This is a genomic window from Pantoea sp. T14 (genome assembly GCF_036663535.1).
GTDB classification, from domain to species: domain Bacteria; phylum Pseudomonadota; class Gammaproteobacteria; order Enterobacterales; family Enterobacteriaceae; genus Pantoea; species Pantoea phytostimulans.
In genome coordinates, this window is sequence record NZ_JAWUEB010000010.1 from 125,914 (window position 1) to 142,753 (window position 16,840).

Sequence of the window (16,840 nt, forward strand, 5' to 3'; positions counted from 1 at the left end):
CCCGCTTTAAACCTCTGAGCAAAAAACCGGACAATTTACGCGGTGTCGCAGGCGGTTGACTATTCTTAGCTCAAAATTACCCGCTGGAATTTTGATTGATGAGTTCTGCTACATCTTCAGCACCACTCTTCACCCGTTCCCAGCGCCGTTGCCATCTCTTGCTGCTGTTGTTTCTGCCGACTCCCGCATTAACGCTAGAAAAAATTTGCCAGCTTAATGGCGTAGATCCTGCGGTTGCCCGACAGGATATCGCGGATGTCGGTGACGAGATACAGCGCTACCACCAACTTGAACTGCATCAAATGGTGGACGGCAGCTTGCGCATCCATGGCACGGAGTTGGACCGACGTATCTGTTTGCTGCATAACCTGCGGCGTAGCTTGCGCTTGTCGGAAGATTTTGTTCGTGATCATTTCGCTGCGCCGCTGCGTCAACGCTTGAAAGTCATGAAAATTGAGAAAGTGCTCTACGATGAGATCAATTTGCAGGCGCTTATCCAACATTGTAGCCAGCGGCTGGCGCGTGATTTTACGCCACGCGATCGTCTTTTTTTACAGATTTTAATGAAATATGGGCTATGCCAGCGCCAGCCCGCACTTTTCAATGAACAGCAATGTGCATGGCTACTCAATAAAGCTGAACGGGACGTTGCAATGGATGTGATTCATCATTGGCAAAAGCGTTGCCACCTTGCACCGCATCCCTCCGAAGCTGAATTTTGGACGCTGCTGTTTAGCCTGATCCATGCGCCCAATGCAGAATCGTTGAAGCATCCCAGTGAATACCGTTTGATGATCTCCACCGACAGACTGATCGATGATTTTGAGCGCTGCGCCGAAGTCACCTTCGCTGATCGCAGCGAATTGCGGCAGCAGCTTTACACCCATTTAGCTCAGGCGCTGGATCGCCTCCATTTCACGATTGGCATTGATAACAGCGTGGCGCTTGACGTTGCTCACCTCTATCCACGCCTGCTGCGGACCACGCAACAAGCGTTAACTGCGTTTGAGACAGATTATGAAGTGGCGTTTAACCCGGAAGAGATCAGCCTGATTACGGTGATTTTCGGCGCGTGGCTGATGCAGGAAAACGCGTTGCAGGAGAAGCAGGTGTTGCTGCTAACCGGCGAAAATCCTCAGCTAGAGCAAGAGGTGGAACAGCAAATTCGTGAGATTACCTTGTTGCCAATTAATATCAAATATCTGGCAATACGGGATTTCCAGCGCGATGGTGCACCGCGCGAGATCGATATGGTGATCTCGCCCTATGCAACCTCGCTACCGCTGTTTTCACCGCCACTGATCCATGCTGAACTGCCGCTGACCGCACATCATCAGCAGCGGATTCGTTATTTACTGGAGTCGTAACGCGGACGTAAAAACAGAGCAGGCAGTGCTACCAGCGCCATGACCCAAAACAGATGCCCCTGCAAATGTGTGAACAGGACACCGCAAATCATGGTCATTACCGCAATACCGCCGCCCATCGCCAACGCAGAGTAAAGCGACTGCAGGCGGATCACTTCCGCACCTTTGCGTGCGGCAATAAAACGCATCGCGGCCAGATGACACACCGTGAAACTGCCGCAATGAAGAATTTGCGCCACAATGAGCAACGGTAGCGCGGTGCTGGCGCCTAATAAGCTCCAGCGAATCAAGGCGCAAATACCCGACAACAACAATAAATCGCGTGCGCTCCAGCGGTGGAATAATCGATTACTCGAAGCAAACACGATGATTTCTGCCACAACGCCCAGTGACCATAAATAGCCCACCACCGAGGCAGAATAACCGCTTTCTTGCCACCAGATAGCACTGAAGCCGTAGTAAGCGGCGTGCGCGCCCTGCAACAGCGTGACGCATAACATAAAGCGCCAGACTGCATTTTCACGTAATAAAGATCGCCAGGCTTGCCAGCCACCGTCTGCGGCACCTTGTCTTTCGCTGCCCTGCGGTCGTGTAGCGGGTGACAGCATCATGCCCGCCAACATACAAATCCCACCAAGTGATAACAACGCTAAGATTGCCTGTGATGAGTACGCGCTGACCAGCAGGCCCGTTAATGCCGAGCTAATCACAAAGGCCAGCGATCCCCACAGTCTTACAGGGCCGTACGCCAGGCCAATTTGCTGCGTCCAGGTTGCGGCAAGCGCATCGCTAAGCGGCACCAGCGGCGAGAAAAACAGATTGAAGCCCACCATCACCATCAGCAGCCACAGCCATTGCTCTCCTACCCAAAAACCTACCGCAAACAGACAGGTCATTAATGCCAACAAGCGCAGCGCGGTAATGAGTTGAGCGGGATTTCGTACTTGTGAAGCAATCAGCAAGCTGCCGACAAAACGCGCCACCATGCCACAGCCGAGCAGCAGACCAATTTTCTCAGCATCAAGGCCTGTGCCTTTTAACCACACGCCCCAGAAAGGCAGGTAAATGCCATAACAAAAGAAGTAAGTGAAGTAGCTCAATCCGAGCCATTTGGCGGAGCCGATTGCCATATTCCCTCCAGCAAAGATGCTGCGACGCAGCAAGAATGGCCGCTACTTTGGCAGAGCACTGTAGTTGCGGCAATAAAAAAGGATGGCTTTCGCCATCCTTTTTTCTGCTAACCCTGGCGACTAAACGCTTACGCGTAAACCGGCAAACGGCTGCAAATTTCCAGGACTTTCTGCTTGATGCGTTCGATAGTTGCTTCGTCGTTGATGTTATCCAACACGTCAGCAATCCAGCCAGCCAGCTCACGCACGTCCGCTTCTTTGAAGCCACGACGCGTTACAGCTGGGGTACCGATACGCACGCCTGAAGTCACAAATGGACTCTTAGGATCGTTTGGTACGCTGTTTTTGTTCACGGTGATGTTCGCACGTCCCAATGCAGCATCGGCTTCTTTACCGGTCAGGTTTTTGCTCACCAGATCGATCAGGAACAGATGGTTGTAGGTACCGCCAGAAACAATGTTGTAACCGCGTTCAATCAGCACTTCTACCATCGCTTTCGCGTTTTTCGCAACTTGCTGCTGGTACGTTTTGAACTCAGGCTCCATCGCTTCTTTGAAAGCAACGGCTTTACCTGCAATGACGTGCATCAACGGGCCGCCCTGGCCACCCGGGAACACCGCAGAGTTCAGCTTTTTGTACAGCTCTTCGTCGCCGCCTTTTGCAAGGATCAAACCACCACGAGGACCCGCAAGGGTTTTGTGAGTGGTTGAAGTGACGATGTGAGCATGCGGAATTGGCGTTGGATAAACGTCAGCTGCGATCAGACCCGCAACGTGTGCCATATCCACGAACAGATAAGCGCCTACGCTGTCTGCGATTTCACGCATTTTTGCCCAGTCGCAGATACCTGAATACGCAGAGAAACCACCAACGATCATTTTAGGCTGATGGGTTTTCGCCAGCTCAGCCAATTCGTTGTAATCAATTTTACCGGTTTCATCGATGCCGTAAGGCACCACGTTGTAGAGCTTACCGGACAGGTTTACCGGTGAACCGTGCGTCAGGTGGCCACCGTGTGCCAGGTTCATACCCAGAATGGTGTCGCCCGGCTTCAGCAGCGCGGTATAAACAGCGAAGTTAGCCTGGGAACCAGAATGGGGTTGCACGTTAGCGTAGTCTGCACCAAACAGCGCTTTTGCACGGTCAATCGCCAGTTGCTCAACGATATCAACGTATTCGCAGCCGCCATAGTAACGTTTGCCCGGATAGCCTTCCGCGTATTTGTTGGTGAGCTGAGAACCTTGCGCCTGCATAACACGCGGGCTGGTGTAGTTTTCAGAAGCAATCAGTTCAATGTGCTCTTCTTGACGCACTTTTTCTTGCTCCATCGCCTGCCACAACTCGGCATCATAATCGGCAATGTTCATATCACGCTTTAGCATCCGCATCTCCTGACTCAGCTATCTTTTTAACGGCAATTTAAGCCCCGCTAGGGGCGAAGGCCCACAGTGTAAACCGTTTTAACTAGTGACGGTAGCGCGAATCCCCTCTTTTTACGCAAACGTTTGGCCCCGCACTGGCAAAGGTTTTTTACGCCGTTTTACACGCCTTAAGCCTCACTATTTTTCCTCACGTTGTGAGGGAAGTTCTCTGACGATGCAACGAAAAGTTGCCAAATTTATCCCTGTAAAAAAGTAGGGGGTAATTTACAGTTAAACCAAGCGGCTATAAGATGCATTTAAAATACAACTTAACAAACCAAGGGATTCCTTATGCTTGATGCACAAACCATCGCTACCGTGAAATCAACCCTTCCTGCCGTTGCGGCCTGTGGCCCAAAACTTACCGCCCACTTTTATGACCGCATGTTGTCGCATCACCCTGAACTGAAAAACGTGTTCAACATGAATAACCAGCGCAACGGCGCGCAGCGCGAAGCGCTGTTTAATGCTATTTGCGCCTACGGTGCGAATTTAGAAAACCTTGCGGTGCTGTTGCCCGCCGTGGAAAAAATTGCGCAGAAACATACCAGCCTCAATATTCAGCCTGAGCAATATGCCATTGTCGGCGAGCATCTGTTAGCAACCATTAAAGAGCTGTTGAATCCAGGCGAAGAGGTATTGGCGGCTTGGGGACGTGCGTATGGTGTGCTTGCGCAGGTGTTTATCCAGCGTGAAGAGGCAATTTATCAAGAATCTGAGCAGCAGGTGGGCGGTTGGCGAGGTACGCGTGCTTTCCGTATCAGCGCTATTGAGCAACAAAGCGCCGTGATCAAAAGCATCACCTTGACCCCGATTGATGGCGGTGCGGTGGCAACCTTCCAGCCGGGACAATATTTGACGGTACATTTGCATCCTGCGGCGTTTGAGCATCAGCAAATTCGTCAATACTCCCTGACCCACAGCAGCAACGGCAAAGATTATCGCATTGCGGTGAAACGTGAAGCGCAAGGCACGGTTTCTGGCTATTTGCATCAGCACGCTAAAGTAGGTGATGAGGTTCAACTGGCCGCCCCACACGGCGATTTCTTTATGCAGATTGATCCTGCCACGCCGGTTGCGCTGATTTCCGCCGGCGTCGGCCAAACCCCAATGCTGGCGATGCTGCATACCCTAGCCGACCAACATCACGCCGCGCCGGTAAGCTGGCTGCATGCCACTGAAAACGGTGAACAGCACGCGTTCAGTGAGGAGGTTACCACGACGGGCAAACGCCTGAATGATTTCGTTCAGCAGATTTGGTATCGCGAGCCTACTGAACAGGATGCGGATCGTTTTAATGCACCAGGCTTGATGGATGTGACGTTGATGTCAGCACGCTTACAAGATAAGAATACGCATTACTATCTTTGCGGTCCGCTAGGCTTTATGCAGTTTGTCGGCACTCAACTGCGTGACGCGGGTGTAGAGGCCGATCGCATTCATTATGAAGTCTTTGGCCCGCACAAAGTTTTGTAGTGAATGCCTTACAATAAAAAAGCCCGCAGCGTTGACCGTTGCGGGCTTTTTGTTGAACCTGGCTTAAATCGCTTCTTCGTCTTCTTCGCCGGTACGGATACGCACTACGCGCGCAACGTCGAATACAAAGATTTTACCGTCACCAATCTTGCCGGTTTGCGCGGTTTTCATAATGGTTTCGACGCAGGTATCGACGATATCATCCCCCACCACCATTTCAATTTTCACTTTTGGCAGAAAATCGACCATGTATTCCGCACCACGATAAAGTTCGGTATGACCTTTCTGACGACCAAAACCTTTGACTTCACTTACGGTCATCCCGGTGATGCCGACTTCAGCTAAGGCTTCACGTACATCATCGAGTTTGAATGGTTTGATAATTGCATCAATCTTTTTCATATCGGACCCTTTTCTCTCTCCCTCCGTGGTCGGAAGGGTTTCTCAAGTATAAATGTTCCTGGCGGTGCCGCGGGCTTATCGTGCCTTTTGCGGCAGAAAACTACTCTTTAAAATCACTGGCGTCCAGTTCATGGCGCGACAGCAGCTTATAAAATTCGGTGCGGTTACGTCCAGCCAGACGAGCCGCATTCGTCACGTTGCCTTTGGTCATCTGCAACAGTTTACGCAGGTAGTTCAGCTCAAACTGATTTCGCGCCTCGACAAACGTGGGTAGCGCGCTGTTTTCGCCGGTCAGCGCTTGCTCAACTAACGCATCACTAATCACGGGCGAAGAGCTAAGCGCCACGCATTGCTCTATTACATTCACCAGCTGACGCACGTTTCCCGGCCAGCTTGCCGAGATTAATCGTTTCATGGCATCCACTGAAAAGCTGCGAATCTGGGGTTTATGCCGTTCCGCGGCCTGACGTAACAGGTGATTAGCTAACAAAGGAATATCTTCCGTGCGCTGGTGCAGCGTAGGAATCTTTAAATTCACGACATTCAGACGATAGAAAAGATCTTCGCGAAATTCTTTCTTCTCCATCTCTTTCGGCAGATCGCGATGCGTCGCGGAGATGATGCGTACATTGATGGCAATATCATGGTTGCTGCCCAGCGGACGCACTTTGCGCTCCTGCAATACGCGCAGCAGTTTGACCTGCAGCGCCTGCGGCATATCGCCAATTTCATCAAGAAACAGCGTGCCACCTTCCGCAGCCTGGAACAACCCTTCACGTGCACTGACCGCGCCAGTAAAGGCCCCTTTGGCGTGACCAAACAGCTCTGATTCCAGCAACTGTTCCGGGAGCGCGCCGCAGTTAATGGCGATAAACGGTTGCGTCGCGCGTGGACTCGCCGCGTGAATCGCCTGCGCCAGAATCTCTTTTCCGGTTCCGCTTTGACCATTAATCAATATGCTGACATCGGATTGCGCCACCATGTGCGCCTGTTCAAGCAAATGCAGCATTTGTGGATTGCGCGTAACAATCGCTTCGCTCCAGCGGTTATCGTTGATCGGTGCCCGCTGCGCCAGCGCGTCGTCGATAGCCTTGTATAAAGCATCGCGATCCACCGGCTTAGTCAGAAAACTGAATACACCTTGCTGAGTAGCAGATACTGCATCTGGGATCGATCCATGCGCGGTAAGAATGATCACCGGCAAACCGGTATGACGTTTCTGGATCTCGCCAAATAGTGCCAGACCGTCCATCTCATCCATACGCAGATCGCTGATCACCAGCTCGATCTTCTCTTTTTGCAGCAGACGTAACGCTTCAGGCCCACTGGCAGCGGTGGTGACTTGATAACCTTCGCTGCTCAGACGCATCCCTAACAGTTTCAATAAGCTGGGATCGTCATCCACCAGCAACAGGCGCGCCGGTTGTTTTACCATTACTGATCCTCTTCTTGCGGCAAGGCTGTGCCGTGGGTGCTGTCGGAAACGTCCGGTGCTTTACGCGACGAGAGCTGGCGTTCGATGTCGGTCAGTCGCTCCAGCTTGTGCTGGGTGTCGGCTAATTGTTGACGCATTTGCAGTTGTTGCTGTCGCAGATGATCCATCTGCACGTCACTCGATTGTTGCAGATGAGAATAGCGTGTACGCGTCTCGCTTAGATCAAGTTGCCCCGCCTGATTGCTGCGCCAGAGCTGAATAAGGGGACGAACCGCCGCTGGAAAGGTATTACTGAAGGCATCAAGCGTCACGACATAATCGCGTCGTTCTAACGGCGTGACGTTACCGTTAGCCAGTAATACGCCCTGTTTAAAGGCGCGCGACCAGTTTTCAGCTGGCCAGCGATGAGCTTCAGCTCGTGCTTGCGCAGGCGACAAACGTTCAGCGCAATCAATAGCACGCAGCCAGTAAAGTGGATTGCTCATGGCTGCGTCCGTTTCAATCTGCCAGACATTGTCGCAATCTGTAGCAAGGTAATCGGCTAATTTCACATCAGGCTCTGCAACCGGCTGTGTCGAAGCGTGCGAAGGTGAAGCGGGAGCAGTCTGGCATCCGCTGAGCAACAGGCCGCTTAACATGCTTAGCAACAAAGGTGTAAAGAGTTTCATCGATCAGACGTTCCCGGCTGTGGTGTTCAGTTCAATGCGAAAACAAACGTCGGCGTCTGGGCTATCGACCAATGTAAGATCGCCAAACATGCGACGAACACAATCTTTGGCGATGCTCAGTCCCAGTCCGCTGCCTTTGATCGGCCCCTGACGCTGTTGGCTACCTTGAAAAAAAGGCTCGAAAATCATTTTTTGCTCTTCTGCGGGGATCGGCGTACCGGTATTTGCGACCTCAATCCAAATTCTGTCGCCCTGCTGCTGGCTGCGCAGCCAGATGTTACCGGATTCGCTGCCGTAGTTTACGGCGTTGGAATAGAGATTATCAATAACGCGCATTAGCAGCATCGGCTCCGCCAGACAACGCGTCACCTTAAGCGCGATTTCGGTGTGCATCAGTTTAGTTCGGGCGGGCAAAGCATGTGCGCTGACGACCATATCGATGATCTCATCCAACGCTACCGTTTCAAGCGGCGTTGGGCTGTCGGCCAACTTACGATTGTAGTCGAGCAATTGTTCAATCAGTTGCTGCAAATGACGGCTGCTGCCATCCAATATCGCAACAACCTCTTTTTGATCGGTATTGAGCGAGCCGACCACTTCGTCAGCCAGCAGTTCGGCACCTTCGCGCAGGCTGGCTAACGGCGTTTTCAGTTCGTGGGAAAGATGGCGTAAAAATTCGTGGCGTTGGGTTTCTAGCCATGCCAGCCGTTCGCTTAGCCAGACAATACGTTGACCGAGTGAGCGCAGCTCACGCGGCCCACGAAAAACCACGCTGCTGCCCAGTTCTCGCCCTTCGCCAAGTCGATTGATCATACGTTCAACGCTTTTCACTGGGCCGATAATCATACCGGTAAACAACAGCATCAACGCCAGGCTGATGATGAATAAAATCAGCGCCTGCCAGCCGAAAAACTGTCCACGATCGGCAATTTCACGCTGCAGTTGTAAACCCCGCGAGAATACAACCTGTCGCGTGTCCTGCACTAACTGCGCATTAGTGGCTGAAAAGCGATCCAACGCTTGCGATGCAATCGCAACGGGATTTCCATTGTCGCATTGCAGCTGGGTCAGCTGCGGCATGATAGCCTGCACCGTTTGGAAAGCGGGCAGTTCCGGCAGGCTATTCGCGTGCGAGCTTAGCATTTGGTTATAGCGGGTGAGCTGGGTTTGATAAAGACGTGACAAGGTGGCGTCGTCTAAAACGCAATATTGTCGATAGCTGCGCTCTAACTCCACCGCGGTGCGCGCCATCGCCTCACTGCGACGCACATCGGTAAACGTGTTGCGATTGGTATTAGCCGCCTGCTCGCTCAGGGCTGAAAGGCTTTCCCATGCTTGCCATGCCAGCACCAACAGCGGTAAAAGCACCAGCAAAAATGCCATCAACACCAGTTGACGCAGTGAACGGGGAAATAAACGCCATTTTTTCACGCAGTCGCTTCCTCTAAAAAACGCTTATCGGATGCTAGCGGACTCTGCTAAGGGAAGGAAGGGAAACAAATGAAAACGGCAGGCGCTAAGGCCTGCCGTTAACGCGACGCCGGGACATCGCGGTAAGAATAGGTGGAGCCTAACTCAACGTTGCGTCCGATGCTTGATAACGTTGCTAAGCAAGCGATTATCGGTGGGGTGGACGACAGGCTCCGTTTGGTGCGTCATTCGATTTTTATGAGCTCTGGGCCGTGAAGCCTGGCAATCATAAACAGGTGAATGAGCCGCATGTAAATATAAGCAATTTGCGTGCCAATATAATTAATCACTTTATTATCAGATAATTACCACAAGCTGGTTCGCGTCGCATCGCGAAGTGTTCCATTTGGTCTGAAAAAGTGTCGCCAATAGCCAACACTGAAAACCAAGAATGAATTTAACATTTAAAATCAAAAGGATATGTGTCGCTGTTTGGAGACGCAACAAGTTGCCGTTTGTCGCCTTTTTCCTACAATTGCGATATTAAAAACAAGGAGGCATCGCTGCCTCCTTGTTTTCTAACGCTTTTATAATCAGCCCAACTGCTTACGCGCGTTGCGGAAAATGCGCATCCATGGGCTGTCTTCGCCCCACTCTGCCGGATGCCATGAATTGCTTACCGTACGGAATACACGTTCCGGGTGTGGCATCATGATCGTAACGCGACCACTTTCGTTGGTCACGGCGGTGATGCCGTTTGGCGAGCCATTCGGGTTAGCCGGATAGGTTTCTGTGACTTTGCCGAAGTTATCGACAAAACGCAACGCAACCTGACCTTTCGCTTCCAGCGCCGCGAGGTGTGTGCCATCACGCACTTCAACAAAACCTTCACCGTGCGAAACGGCGATGGGCATATGAGAACCGACCATGCCATCCAGCAACAGCGATGGGCTTGCTGCAACTTCAACCAGACTAAAGCGTGCTTCAAAACGCTCTGACTGGTTACGTACAAAGCGTGGCCACAGCTCACTGCCTGGAATCAGTTCACGCAGATTGGACATCATCTGGCAACCGTTACACACGCCCAGCGCTAAGGTTTGCGGGCGATGGAAGAAGTTTTCGAACTCATCACGCACGCGGGTGTTGAAGAGGATTGACTTCGCCCAGCCTTCGCCTGCGCCCAGTACGTCACCGTAAGAGAAGCCGCCACAGGCAACTAAAGCCTGGAATTCTTCCAGACCGCGTCGACCTGCCAGCAAATCGCTCATGTGCACGTCAACTGCCGTGAAACCTGCGCGATCAAAAGCGGCTGCCATCTCAACATGTGAGTTAACGCCTTGCTCACGCAATACGGCAACACGCGGACGCGCTCCGGTAGCGATCATTGGCGCAGCAATATCCTCTTCCGGTTTGAAGGTCAGATGGACGTTCAGGCCCGGATCGTTGTCATCTTTCTTGGCTTCATGCTCTTGATCGGCACAAACCGGGTTGTCACGCAGGCGCTGCATCTGCCAGGTGGTTTCTGCCCACCAGGTACGTAACGTCGTGCGGCTTTCGCTGTATACGGCGCTGTCACCCGCGCGGATAACAAAGCGATCGCCCTGCTGTGCGCTACCCAATACATGGCTGCAAGCGGCTAATCCGTGAACGGCAAGAATCTTCTCTACCGCAGCACGATCGGCAGCATTAATTTGAATCACCGCGCCCAACTCTTCAGTAAACAAGGCCGCCAGCGCATCGCTGCCCAGTGCAGCAATATCAACATCCACGCCGCAATGCCCTGCAAACGCCATCTCTGCCAGCGTTACCAGCAAGCCACCATCGGAACGATCGTGATAAGCCAGCAGTTTCTGCTCAGCCACCAGCGCCTGAATAGCATTAAAGAAGCCCGCCAGCTGCTGCGCATCACGCACATCTGCGGGTTTGTCACCTAACTGACGATAAACCTGCGACAGCGCCGTTGCGCCCAAGGTGTTCGCGCCATTGCCCAGATCGATAAGCAGCAGCAGGTTATCCTGCTCTACCTGCAGTTCTGGCGTTACAGTGCGGCGTACATCATCAATGCGCGCAAATGCGGTGATCACCAGCGACAGCGGTGACGTCATTTCACGCTGCTCGGTACCTTCTTGCCAGCGGGTTTTCATCGACATTGAGTCTTTACCCACTGGAATAGTGATGCCCAGCGCCGGACAGAGCTCTTCGCCCACCGCTTTAACCGCTTCGTACAAACCGGCATCTTCACCCGGATGGCCCGCTGCAGACATCCAGTTTGCTGAAAGCTTAACGCGCTTCAGTGAACCAATCTGCGTGGCTGCAATGTTAGTCAGTGCTTCACCTACCGCCAGACGGCCAGACGCGGCGAAGTCTAGCAAGGCAACCGGCGCACGTTCGCCAAGGGCGAAAGCTTCACCGTGATAGCTGTCGAGGCTTGCAGTGGTGACCGCGCAGTTCGCAACAGGGATCTGCCAAGGGCCGACCATCTGATCGCGCGCGACCATGCCGGTAACGCTGCGGTCGCCGATCGTGATAAGAAAGGTTTTTTCAGCCACGGTAGGCAAATGCAGTACGCGATTGACCGCATCAGTCAATGTGATGCCATCGCGCTGTAATGCAGTGCCTTGCGCCTGCTGCTTAACCACATCGCGAGTCATTTTGGGCGTTTTGCCCAGCAGCACATCCAGTGGCATATCGATTGGCGTATTATCGAAATGGCTGTCAGCCAGACTCAAATGCAGTTCTTCGGTGGCTTCACCGATCACCGCATAAGGAGCGCGTTCGCGCTGGCAAATAGCAGCAAACTCAGCCAGTTTTTCTGGTGAAACCGCCATGACGTAACGCTCTTGTGATTCGTTACACCACACTTCCAGCGGGCTCATACCTGGCTCATCGCTGAGAATGTCGCGCAAATCAAAACGCCCACCGCGACCACCATCGCTAACCAGTTCAGGCATGGCGTTCGATAATCCGCCCGCACCGACGTCGTGGATAAACAGAATCGGGTTGTCATCGCCCAGCTGCCAGCAGCGGTCGATCACTTCCTGACAGCGACGTTCCATTTCTGGGTTGTCACGCTGTACAGAGGCAAAATCGAGATCGGCGTCAGACTGACCCGATGCCATCGAAGACGCTGCGCCACCGCCCAAACCAATATTCATCGCCGGTCCGCCCAGCACAATCAGTTTGGCACCCACGGTGATCTCACCTTTCTGTACATGATCGGCACGGATGTTACCGATGCCGCCTGCCAGCATGATCGGCTTGTGATAACCGCGCAGCTCAGTACCGTTATGGCTATTAACTTGCTCTTCGTAGGTACGGAAGTAGCCATTTAACGCCGGACGACCAAATTCGTTGTTAAAGGCTGCGCCACCCAGCGGGCCATCGGTCATGATGTCCAGCGCGCTTACGATGCGCTCTGGCTTACCAAAATCCTCTTCCCATGGCTGTTCAAAGCCGGGAATACGTAAGTTCGATACCGAAAAACCAACCAAACCGGCTTTAGGTTTGGAACCTCGTCCCGTTGCGCCTTCGTCACGGATTTCACCACCGGAGCCGGTTGCTGCACCCGGCCACGGAGAAATGGCGGTTGGGTGGTTGTGGGTTTCAACTTTCATCAGGATGTGTGCTGCTTCCTGATGATAGGCATATTCGCCTTTATCGGCGTCTGCAAAGAAACGGCCCACTTCGGAGCCTTCCATCACAGCGGCGTTATCTTTATAAGCAGAAAGGACATAATCAGGCGTCTGCTCAAAGGTATTTTTAATCATCTTAAACAGCGATTTTGGCTGTTTCTCGCCGTCGATAATCCAGTCAGCGTTGAAGATTTTATGACGGCAGTGCTCAGAGTTGGCCTGCGCGAACATGTACAGTTCGATGTCGTTTGGGTTGCGACCCAATTTTGTGAAGGCGTCGAGCAGGTAATCAATCTCATCTTCTGCTAACGCCAGGCCCAGATTAATGTTCGCCTCAACCAGCGCCTGACGACCCTCACCCAGCATATCCACGCTTTTTACGGGCTGTGGCTCATGATGCTCGAACAGCTGCTCGGCCTGCGCCAAGTCACTGTAGACGGTTTCCATCATGCGATCGTGTAGCAGCGAGGCCAGTGTTTGCCACTGCGCTTCGGTTAATTGCGGTGCTTGCACATAAAAGGCCATACCGCGCTCAAGACGACGCACCTGCGGTAAATCACAGTTATGGGCAATATCGGTCGCTTTAGATGACCACGGCGAAATAGTACCTGGGCGCGGCGTGACCAGCAGCAGACGCCCTTGCGGCGCATGTTCAGCGAGAGAAGGACCGTATTTAAGCAGGCGCTGCAAGCGGGCTTTTTCATCGGCACTTAGCGGCGCGCTGACATCGGCAAAATGGACGTACTCAGCGTAAATATCACTCACCGGCAGATGAGCGTCCTGAAAGCGGGTCAGCAATTTGTTTACACGAAAAGCCGACAGGGCGGGCGAACCACGCAGAATTTCCATCATTAAAGATCTCTCGTCTTCGAAGCGCCGGGCGACGCTTCATTGGGCGCAACAGGGAAAACGGGGCACATTATAGAGAAACAGCTCTCTCGACGAAACCGTTTGCGCAAAATTAATAGCCCACCGGATTTGCCTGAATTTTGCACAAAAGCTGCTTTATGAGTTGCTCTGCTTCGCTTTGTTGCGCAAAATGCCCCTCGCTCGGGGAGATCAAAAAAGATCAATACTGCCTATAAAAGACAGAGGCCTTAGAGCCATCGAGAGATAACTATTTGAAACGCCTAAAATTTAATTATCTGTTTATCGGTCTGGTTGCTGTGTTGTTAGCGATGGCTTTGTGGCCATCCATACCCTGGTATGGCGGCGGACAAGACACGATTTCACAGATTAAATCACGGGGAGTACTGCGTATCAGTACCATTAACTCCCCGCTGACTTACTACACCATCAATAAATCTCCGGCCGGAATGGATTACGAGCTGGCAAAACGCTTCGCCGACTATTTGGGCGTGAAACTGAAAGTCACTGTACGTCCTAATCTCAGTGACCTGTTTGACGACCTTGACGATGGCAAAGCGGATTTGCTCGCGGCGGGTCTGAACTACAACAGCGAACGTCTGGCTCGTTATCAAACCGGGCCAAGCTACTACAACGTTTCGCAGCAGCTGGTGTATCGCGTGGACAAACCGCGCCCTAAAAACCTCGGTGATTTGAAGGGGCGACTAACGGTTGCTTCGGGTTCAGCCTATTTATCGACATTGAAGAACGCTAAATCCAATCAATTTCCCGATCTCGACTGGGCAATCGCCACCGATCAGAGCCCGAAAGCCCTGCTTGAAGCAGTGGCTGACGGTAAACTCGATTACACCGTAGGGGATTCTGTCACTATCGCTTTGCTGCAGCGGATCCATCCTCAGCTGGCAGTGGCCTTTGATGTAACCGATGAAGAGCCGGTAACCTGGTATGTGCCACACAGCGATGACGATAGCCTGAATGCCGCCCTACTCGACTTCTTTAACGGCATGGGCGAAGAAGGTGCGATGGCGCGGCTGGAAGAGAAATATCTCGGCCACGTTGGCACGTTTGATTACGTTGATACGCGCACCTTTCTACGCGCCATCGACAGCACCTTACCAGACATCAAACCGCTGTTTGAAAAGTATGCAACCACTATCGACTGGCGTTTACTGGCGGCCATCTCTTATCAAGAGTCGCACTGGAATCCGCAGGCCACCTCGCCCACCGGCGTGCGCGGTATGATGATGCTCACACGTAACACTGCCGACAGCCTGAATGTGGATGACCGTACTGATGCTGAACAAAGTATTCGCGGTGGTAGCCAATATTTACAGAATATGATGGAAAAAGTGCCGCCGACAATTCCTTCAGATGAGCGCATTTGGTTTGCGTTGGCCGCTTATAATATGGGCTATGCGCATATGCTTGATGTGCGGAAACTCACCGCCAAACAAGGCGGTAATCCAGACAGCTGGGCGGATGTGAAGCTGCGATTACCCATGTTGAGCCAAAAACGCTATTACGCACAGACCACATATGGCTATGCACGCGGTCACGAAGCGTATAACTACGTTGAAAATATCCGTAAATATCAGATCAGTTTAGTGGGGTATTTGCAGGAACAAGACCGACGCATTGCCCAGCAAGCGGCATTGGAAGCAGAGCTGGGCAAAGGTTATCCGGCCGTCGAGCCGAAAATAGCGATGAACTAAACCTCGCGCTGCGCCAGTCGCAGCGCTTTTTTTTGCTCACGCCGCATGCGGAAGAAATCACTGAGCATGCCAGCACATTCATCAGCCAGCACGCCGTTGACCATTTCGATTTGATGATTCATTCCCGGATGGCCCAGCACATTGATTAATGATCCTGCTGCACCGGTTTTCTCATCGCGAGCGCCAAACACCAAGCGAGTAATGCGGCTATGTATCATTGCCCCCGCACACATTACGCAGGGTTCAAGCGTGACGTAGAGCGTGGTATCAAGCAGTCGATAGTTTTCCAACACTTTCCCGCCCTGACGCAGAGCCATGATTTCAGCATGCGCAGTAGGATCCTGTTGTCCGATGGGTCGGTTCCAGCCTTCGCCGATAACCCGATCGCCTTGCACCAGTACTGCACCAACCGGAACCTCGCCTTGCTCCCAGGCTAAACGCGCCAGCCCCAGCGCATGCCGCATCCAGTATTCATCTTGTTGTTGGTTCACGCTGGTCACTCCCGGCTGCAGAAAAGCGGCGCATTATAGCGATCTCTTCACCAGATTCGAAGCAGCTTATTCGAGTTGCTGCAACTCACCGCCTGGCGTCACGCGCCAGCGATGTTGGCAGAAAAACAGCAGTGGGTTATCTTGCTTGCTGTCGCTGTAACCGCTGTAAAGTTGTAGCGGTGTGCCAATCTTTTCTTCCAGTTGTGCCACTTTTTCATGGCCGAGACAGCGCATCGCGAGCACACGACCACCCAATCCACGCTGCATTTGGCTGGCGATGAGTTTAACCCGTGGCAAGAAAGCAGAGTCGAAGTAGACCTGCTCGACCAGCGATTGTGGCGAGCCGGTAATTAACCACACGTCTGCATCATCGCTGCTGAGATAGTCAGTCAACCGCTGCTGTACCACCGGAAAAGCTTTTACCCGCAGACGAAACCATTGCGCAAACTCTGCTTCCAGACGTAATAAGGTGTTTTCAGAGCGACCAAATGTAATTGACCATAGCAGCAGGCTCATCGGCCAGCGCGCTGCCCGCCCTTTAAAAAGCAAGCCCAGTCCTACCACCGGCAGCAATGGCACCACCAACAATACATTTAGCGGCTTACGCCGCAGCAAATAACGCATAAAGGTGCCGAACATGTCCTGTTGATGCAGAGTGCCATCCAGGTCAAAAAACACCACGCGACGTTGTGTACCTTTGGTCAAACAACTCTCCTTTTCGCTGATTTTGCGTTAACAGCCTTTATTGTAGCTATCATCAGGCGACGCGGCGATGACTGTCATTTTTAATTCCAATGACTACAATCCACGATGAATAGTTTATTCTTCT

General features: G+C 52.4%; 11 protein-coding genes and 1 pseudogene. 3 read left to right on the forward strand and 9 right to left on the reverse strand.

Annotated elements, in window-relative coordinates; translation table 11 throughout:
- Positions 1–98 precede the first annotated feature (98 nt).
- Positions 99–1,367 (forward strand): stationary phase inducible protein CsiE, encoded by a 1,269-nt coding sequence (gene csiE, locus SC127_RS03275; protein WP_332625217.1) that lies wholly within the window; start codon positions 99–101, stop codon positions 1,365–1,367.
- On the opposite strand, the gene SC127_RS03280 is transcribed toward csiE, so the two are convergent.
- Entirely contained in the window at positions 1,349–2,497 is a 1,149-nt protein-coding gene (locus SC127_RS03280) for a 3-phenylpropionate MFS transporter (RefSeq protein ID WP_243077394.1), read from the reverse strand. The two genes, csiE and SC127_RS03280, sit on opposite strands and share 19 nt — an antisense overlap.
- 128 nt (positions 2,498–2,625) lie before the next feature.
- Positions 2,626–3,879 carry a serine hydroxymethyltransferase gene (gene glyA / locus SC127_RS03285; RefSeq protein WP_215845852.1) on the reverse strand — a complete coding sequence of 418 codons (1,254 nt, stop codon included), beginning with the start codon at positions 3,877–3,879 and terminating at the stop codon, positions 2,626–2,628.
- Between the two features lie 327 nt (positions 3,880–4,206).
- Here glyA and hmpA point away from each other — a divergent pair.
- Positions 4,207–5,394 (forward strand): annotated as a pseudogene (gene hmpA / locus SC127_RS03290) (NO-inducible flavohemoprotein); the annotation flags it as partial.
- Between the two features lie 63 nt (positions 5,395–5,457).
- Here hmpA and glnB read toward each other — a convergent pair.
- The 5 genes from glnB to purL all read right to left on the reverse strand — a co-directional run bounded on the left by glnB (position 5,458) and on the right by purL (position 13,793).
- Complete coding sequence (gene glnB / locus SC127_RS03295) at positions 5,458–5,796, reverse strand: nitrogen regulatory protein P-II (RefSeq protein WP_007886217.1); 339 nt, start codon at positions 5,794–5,796, stop codon at positions 5,458–5,460.
- Between the two features lie 100 nt (positions 5,797–5,896).
- Positions 5,897–7,231 (reverse strand): two-component system response regulator GlrR, encoded by a 1,335-nt coding sequence (glrR, locus tag SC127_RS03300; RefSeq protein ID WP_243077392.1) that lies wholly within the window; start codon positions 7,229–7,231, stop codon positions 5,897–5,899.
- Positions 7,231–7,899: a two-component system QseEF-associated lipoprotein QseG gene (gene qseG, locus SC127_RS03305; protein ID WP_215845850.1), complete on the reverse strand. Its 669-nt coding sequence runs from the start codon at positions 7,897–7,899 to the stop codon at positions 7,231–7,233. Before qseG ends, glrR begins: the two co-directional genes overlap by 1 nt.
- A 3-nt stretch (positions 7,900–7,902) precedes the next feature.
- Positions 7,903–9,330, reverse strand: a complete 1,428-nt coding sequence (locus SC127_RS03310) for a sensor histidine kinase (protein ID WP_243077391.1) — start codon at positions 9,328–9,330, stop codon at positions 7,903–7,905.
- 572 nt (positions 9,331–9,902) lie between these two features.
- On the reverse strand, positions 9,903–13,793 hold the full coding sequence (gene purL / locus SC127_RS03315; RefSeq protein WP_332625224.1) for a phosphoribosylformylglycinamidine synthase: 3,891 nt from the start codon (positions 13,791–13,793) through the stop codon (positions 9,903–9,905).
- Between the two features lie 269 nt (positions 13,794–14,062).
- Between purL and mltF the strand changes: the two genes are divergently transcribed.
- Positions 14,063–15,520 (forward strand): membrane-bound lytic murein transglycosylase MltF, encoded by a 1,458-nt coding sequence (gene mltF, locus SC127_RS03320; RefSeq protein WP_215845848.1) that lies wholly within the window; start codon positions 14,063–14,065, stop codon positions 15,518–15,520.
- Here mltF and tadA read toward each other — a convergent pair.
- Together tadA and yfhb are read right to left on the reverse strand one after the other, a co-directional pair.
- Positions 15,517–16,011 carry a tRNA adenosine(34) deaminase TadA gene (tadA, locus tag SC127_RS03325; protein ID WP_243077389.1) on the reverse strand — a complete coding sequence of 165 codons (495 nt, stop codon included), beginning with the start codon at positions 16,009–16,011 and terminating at the stop codon, positions 15,517–15,519. The two genes, mltF and tadA, sit on opposite strands and share 4 nt — an antisense overlap.
- Positions 16,012–16,077: 66 nt before the next feature.
- On the reverse strand, positions 16,078–16,716 hold the full coding sequence (yfhb, locus tag SC127_RS03330; protein ID WP_215845847.1) for a phosphatidylglycerophosphatase C: 639 nt from the start codon (positions 16,714–16,716) through the stop codon (positions 16,078–16,080).
- Positions 16,717–16,840 lie beyond the last annotated feature (124 nt).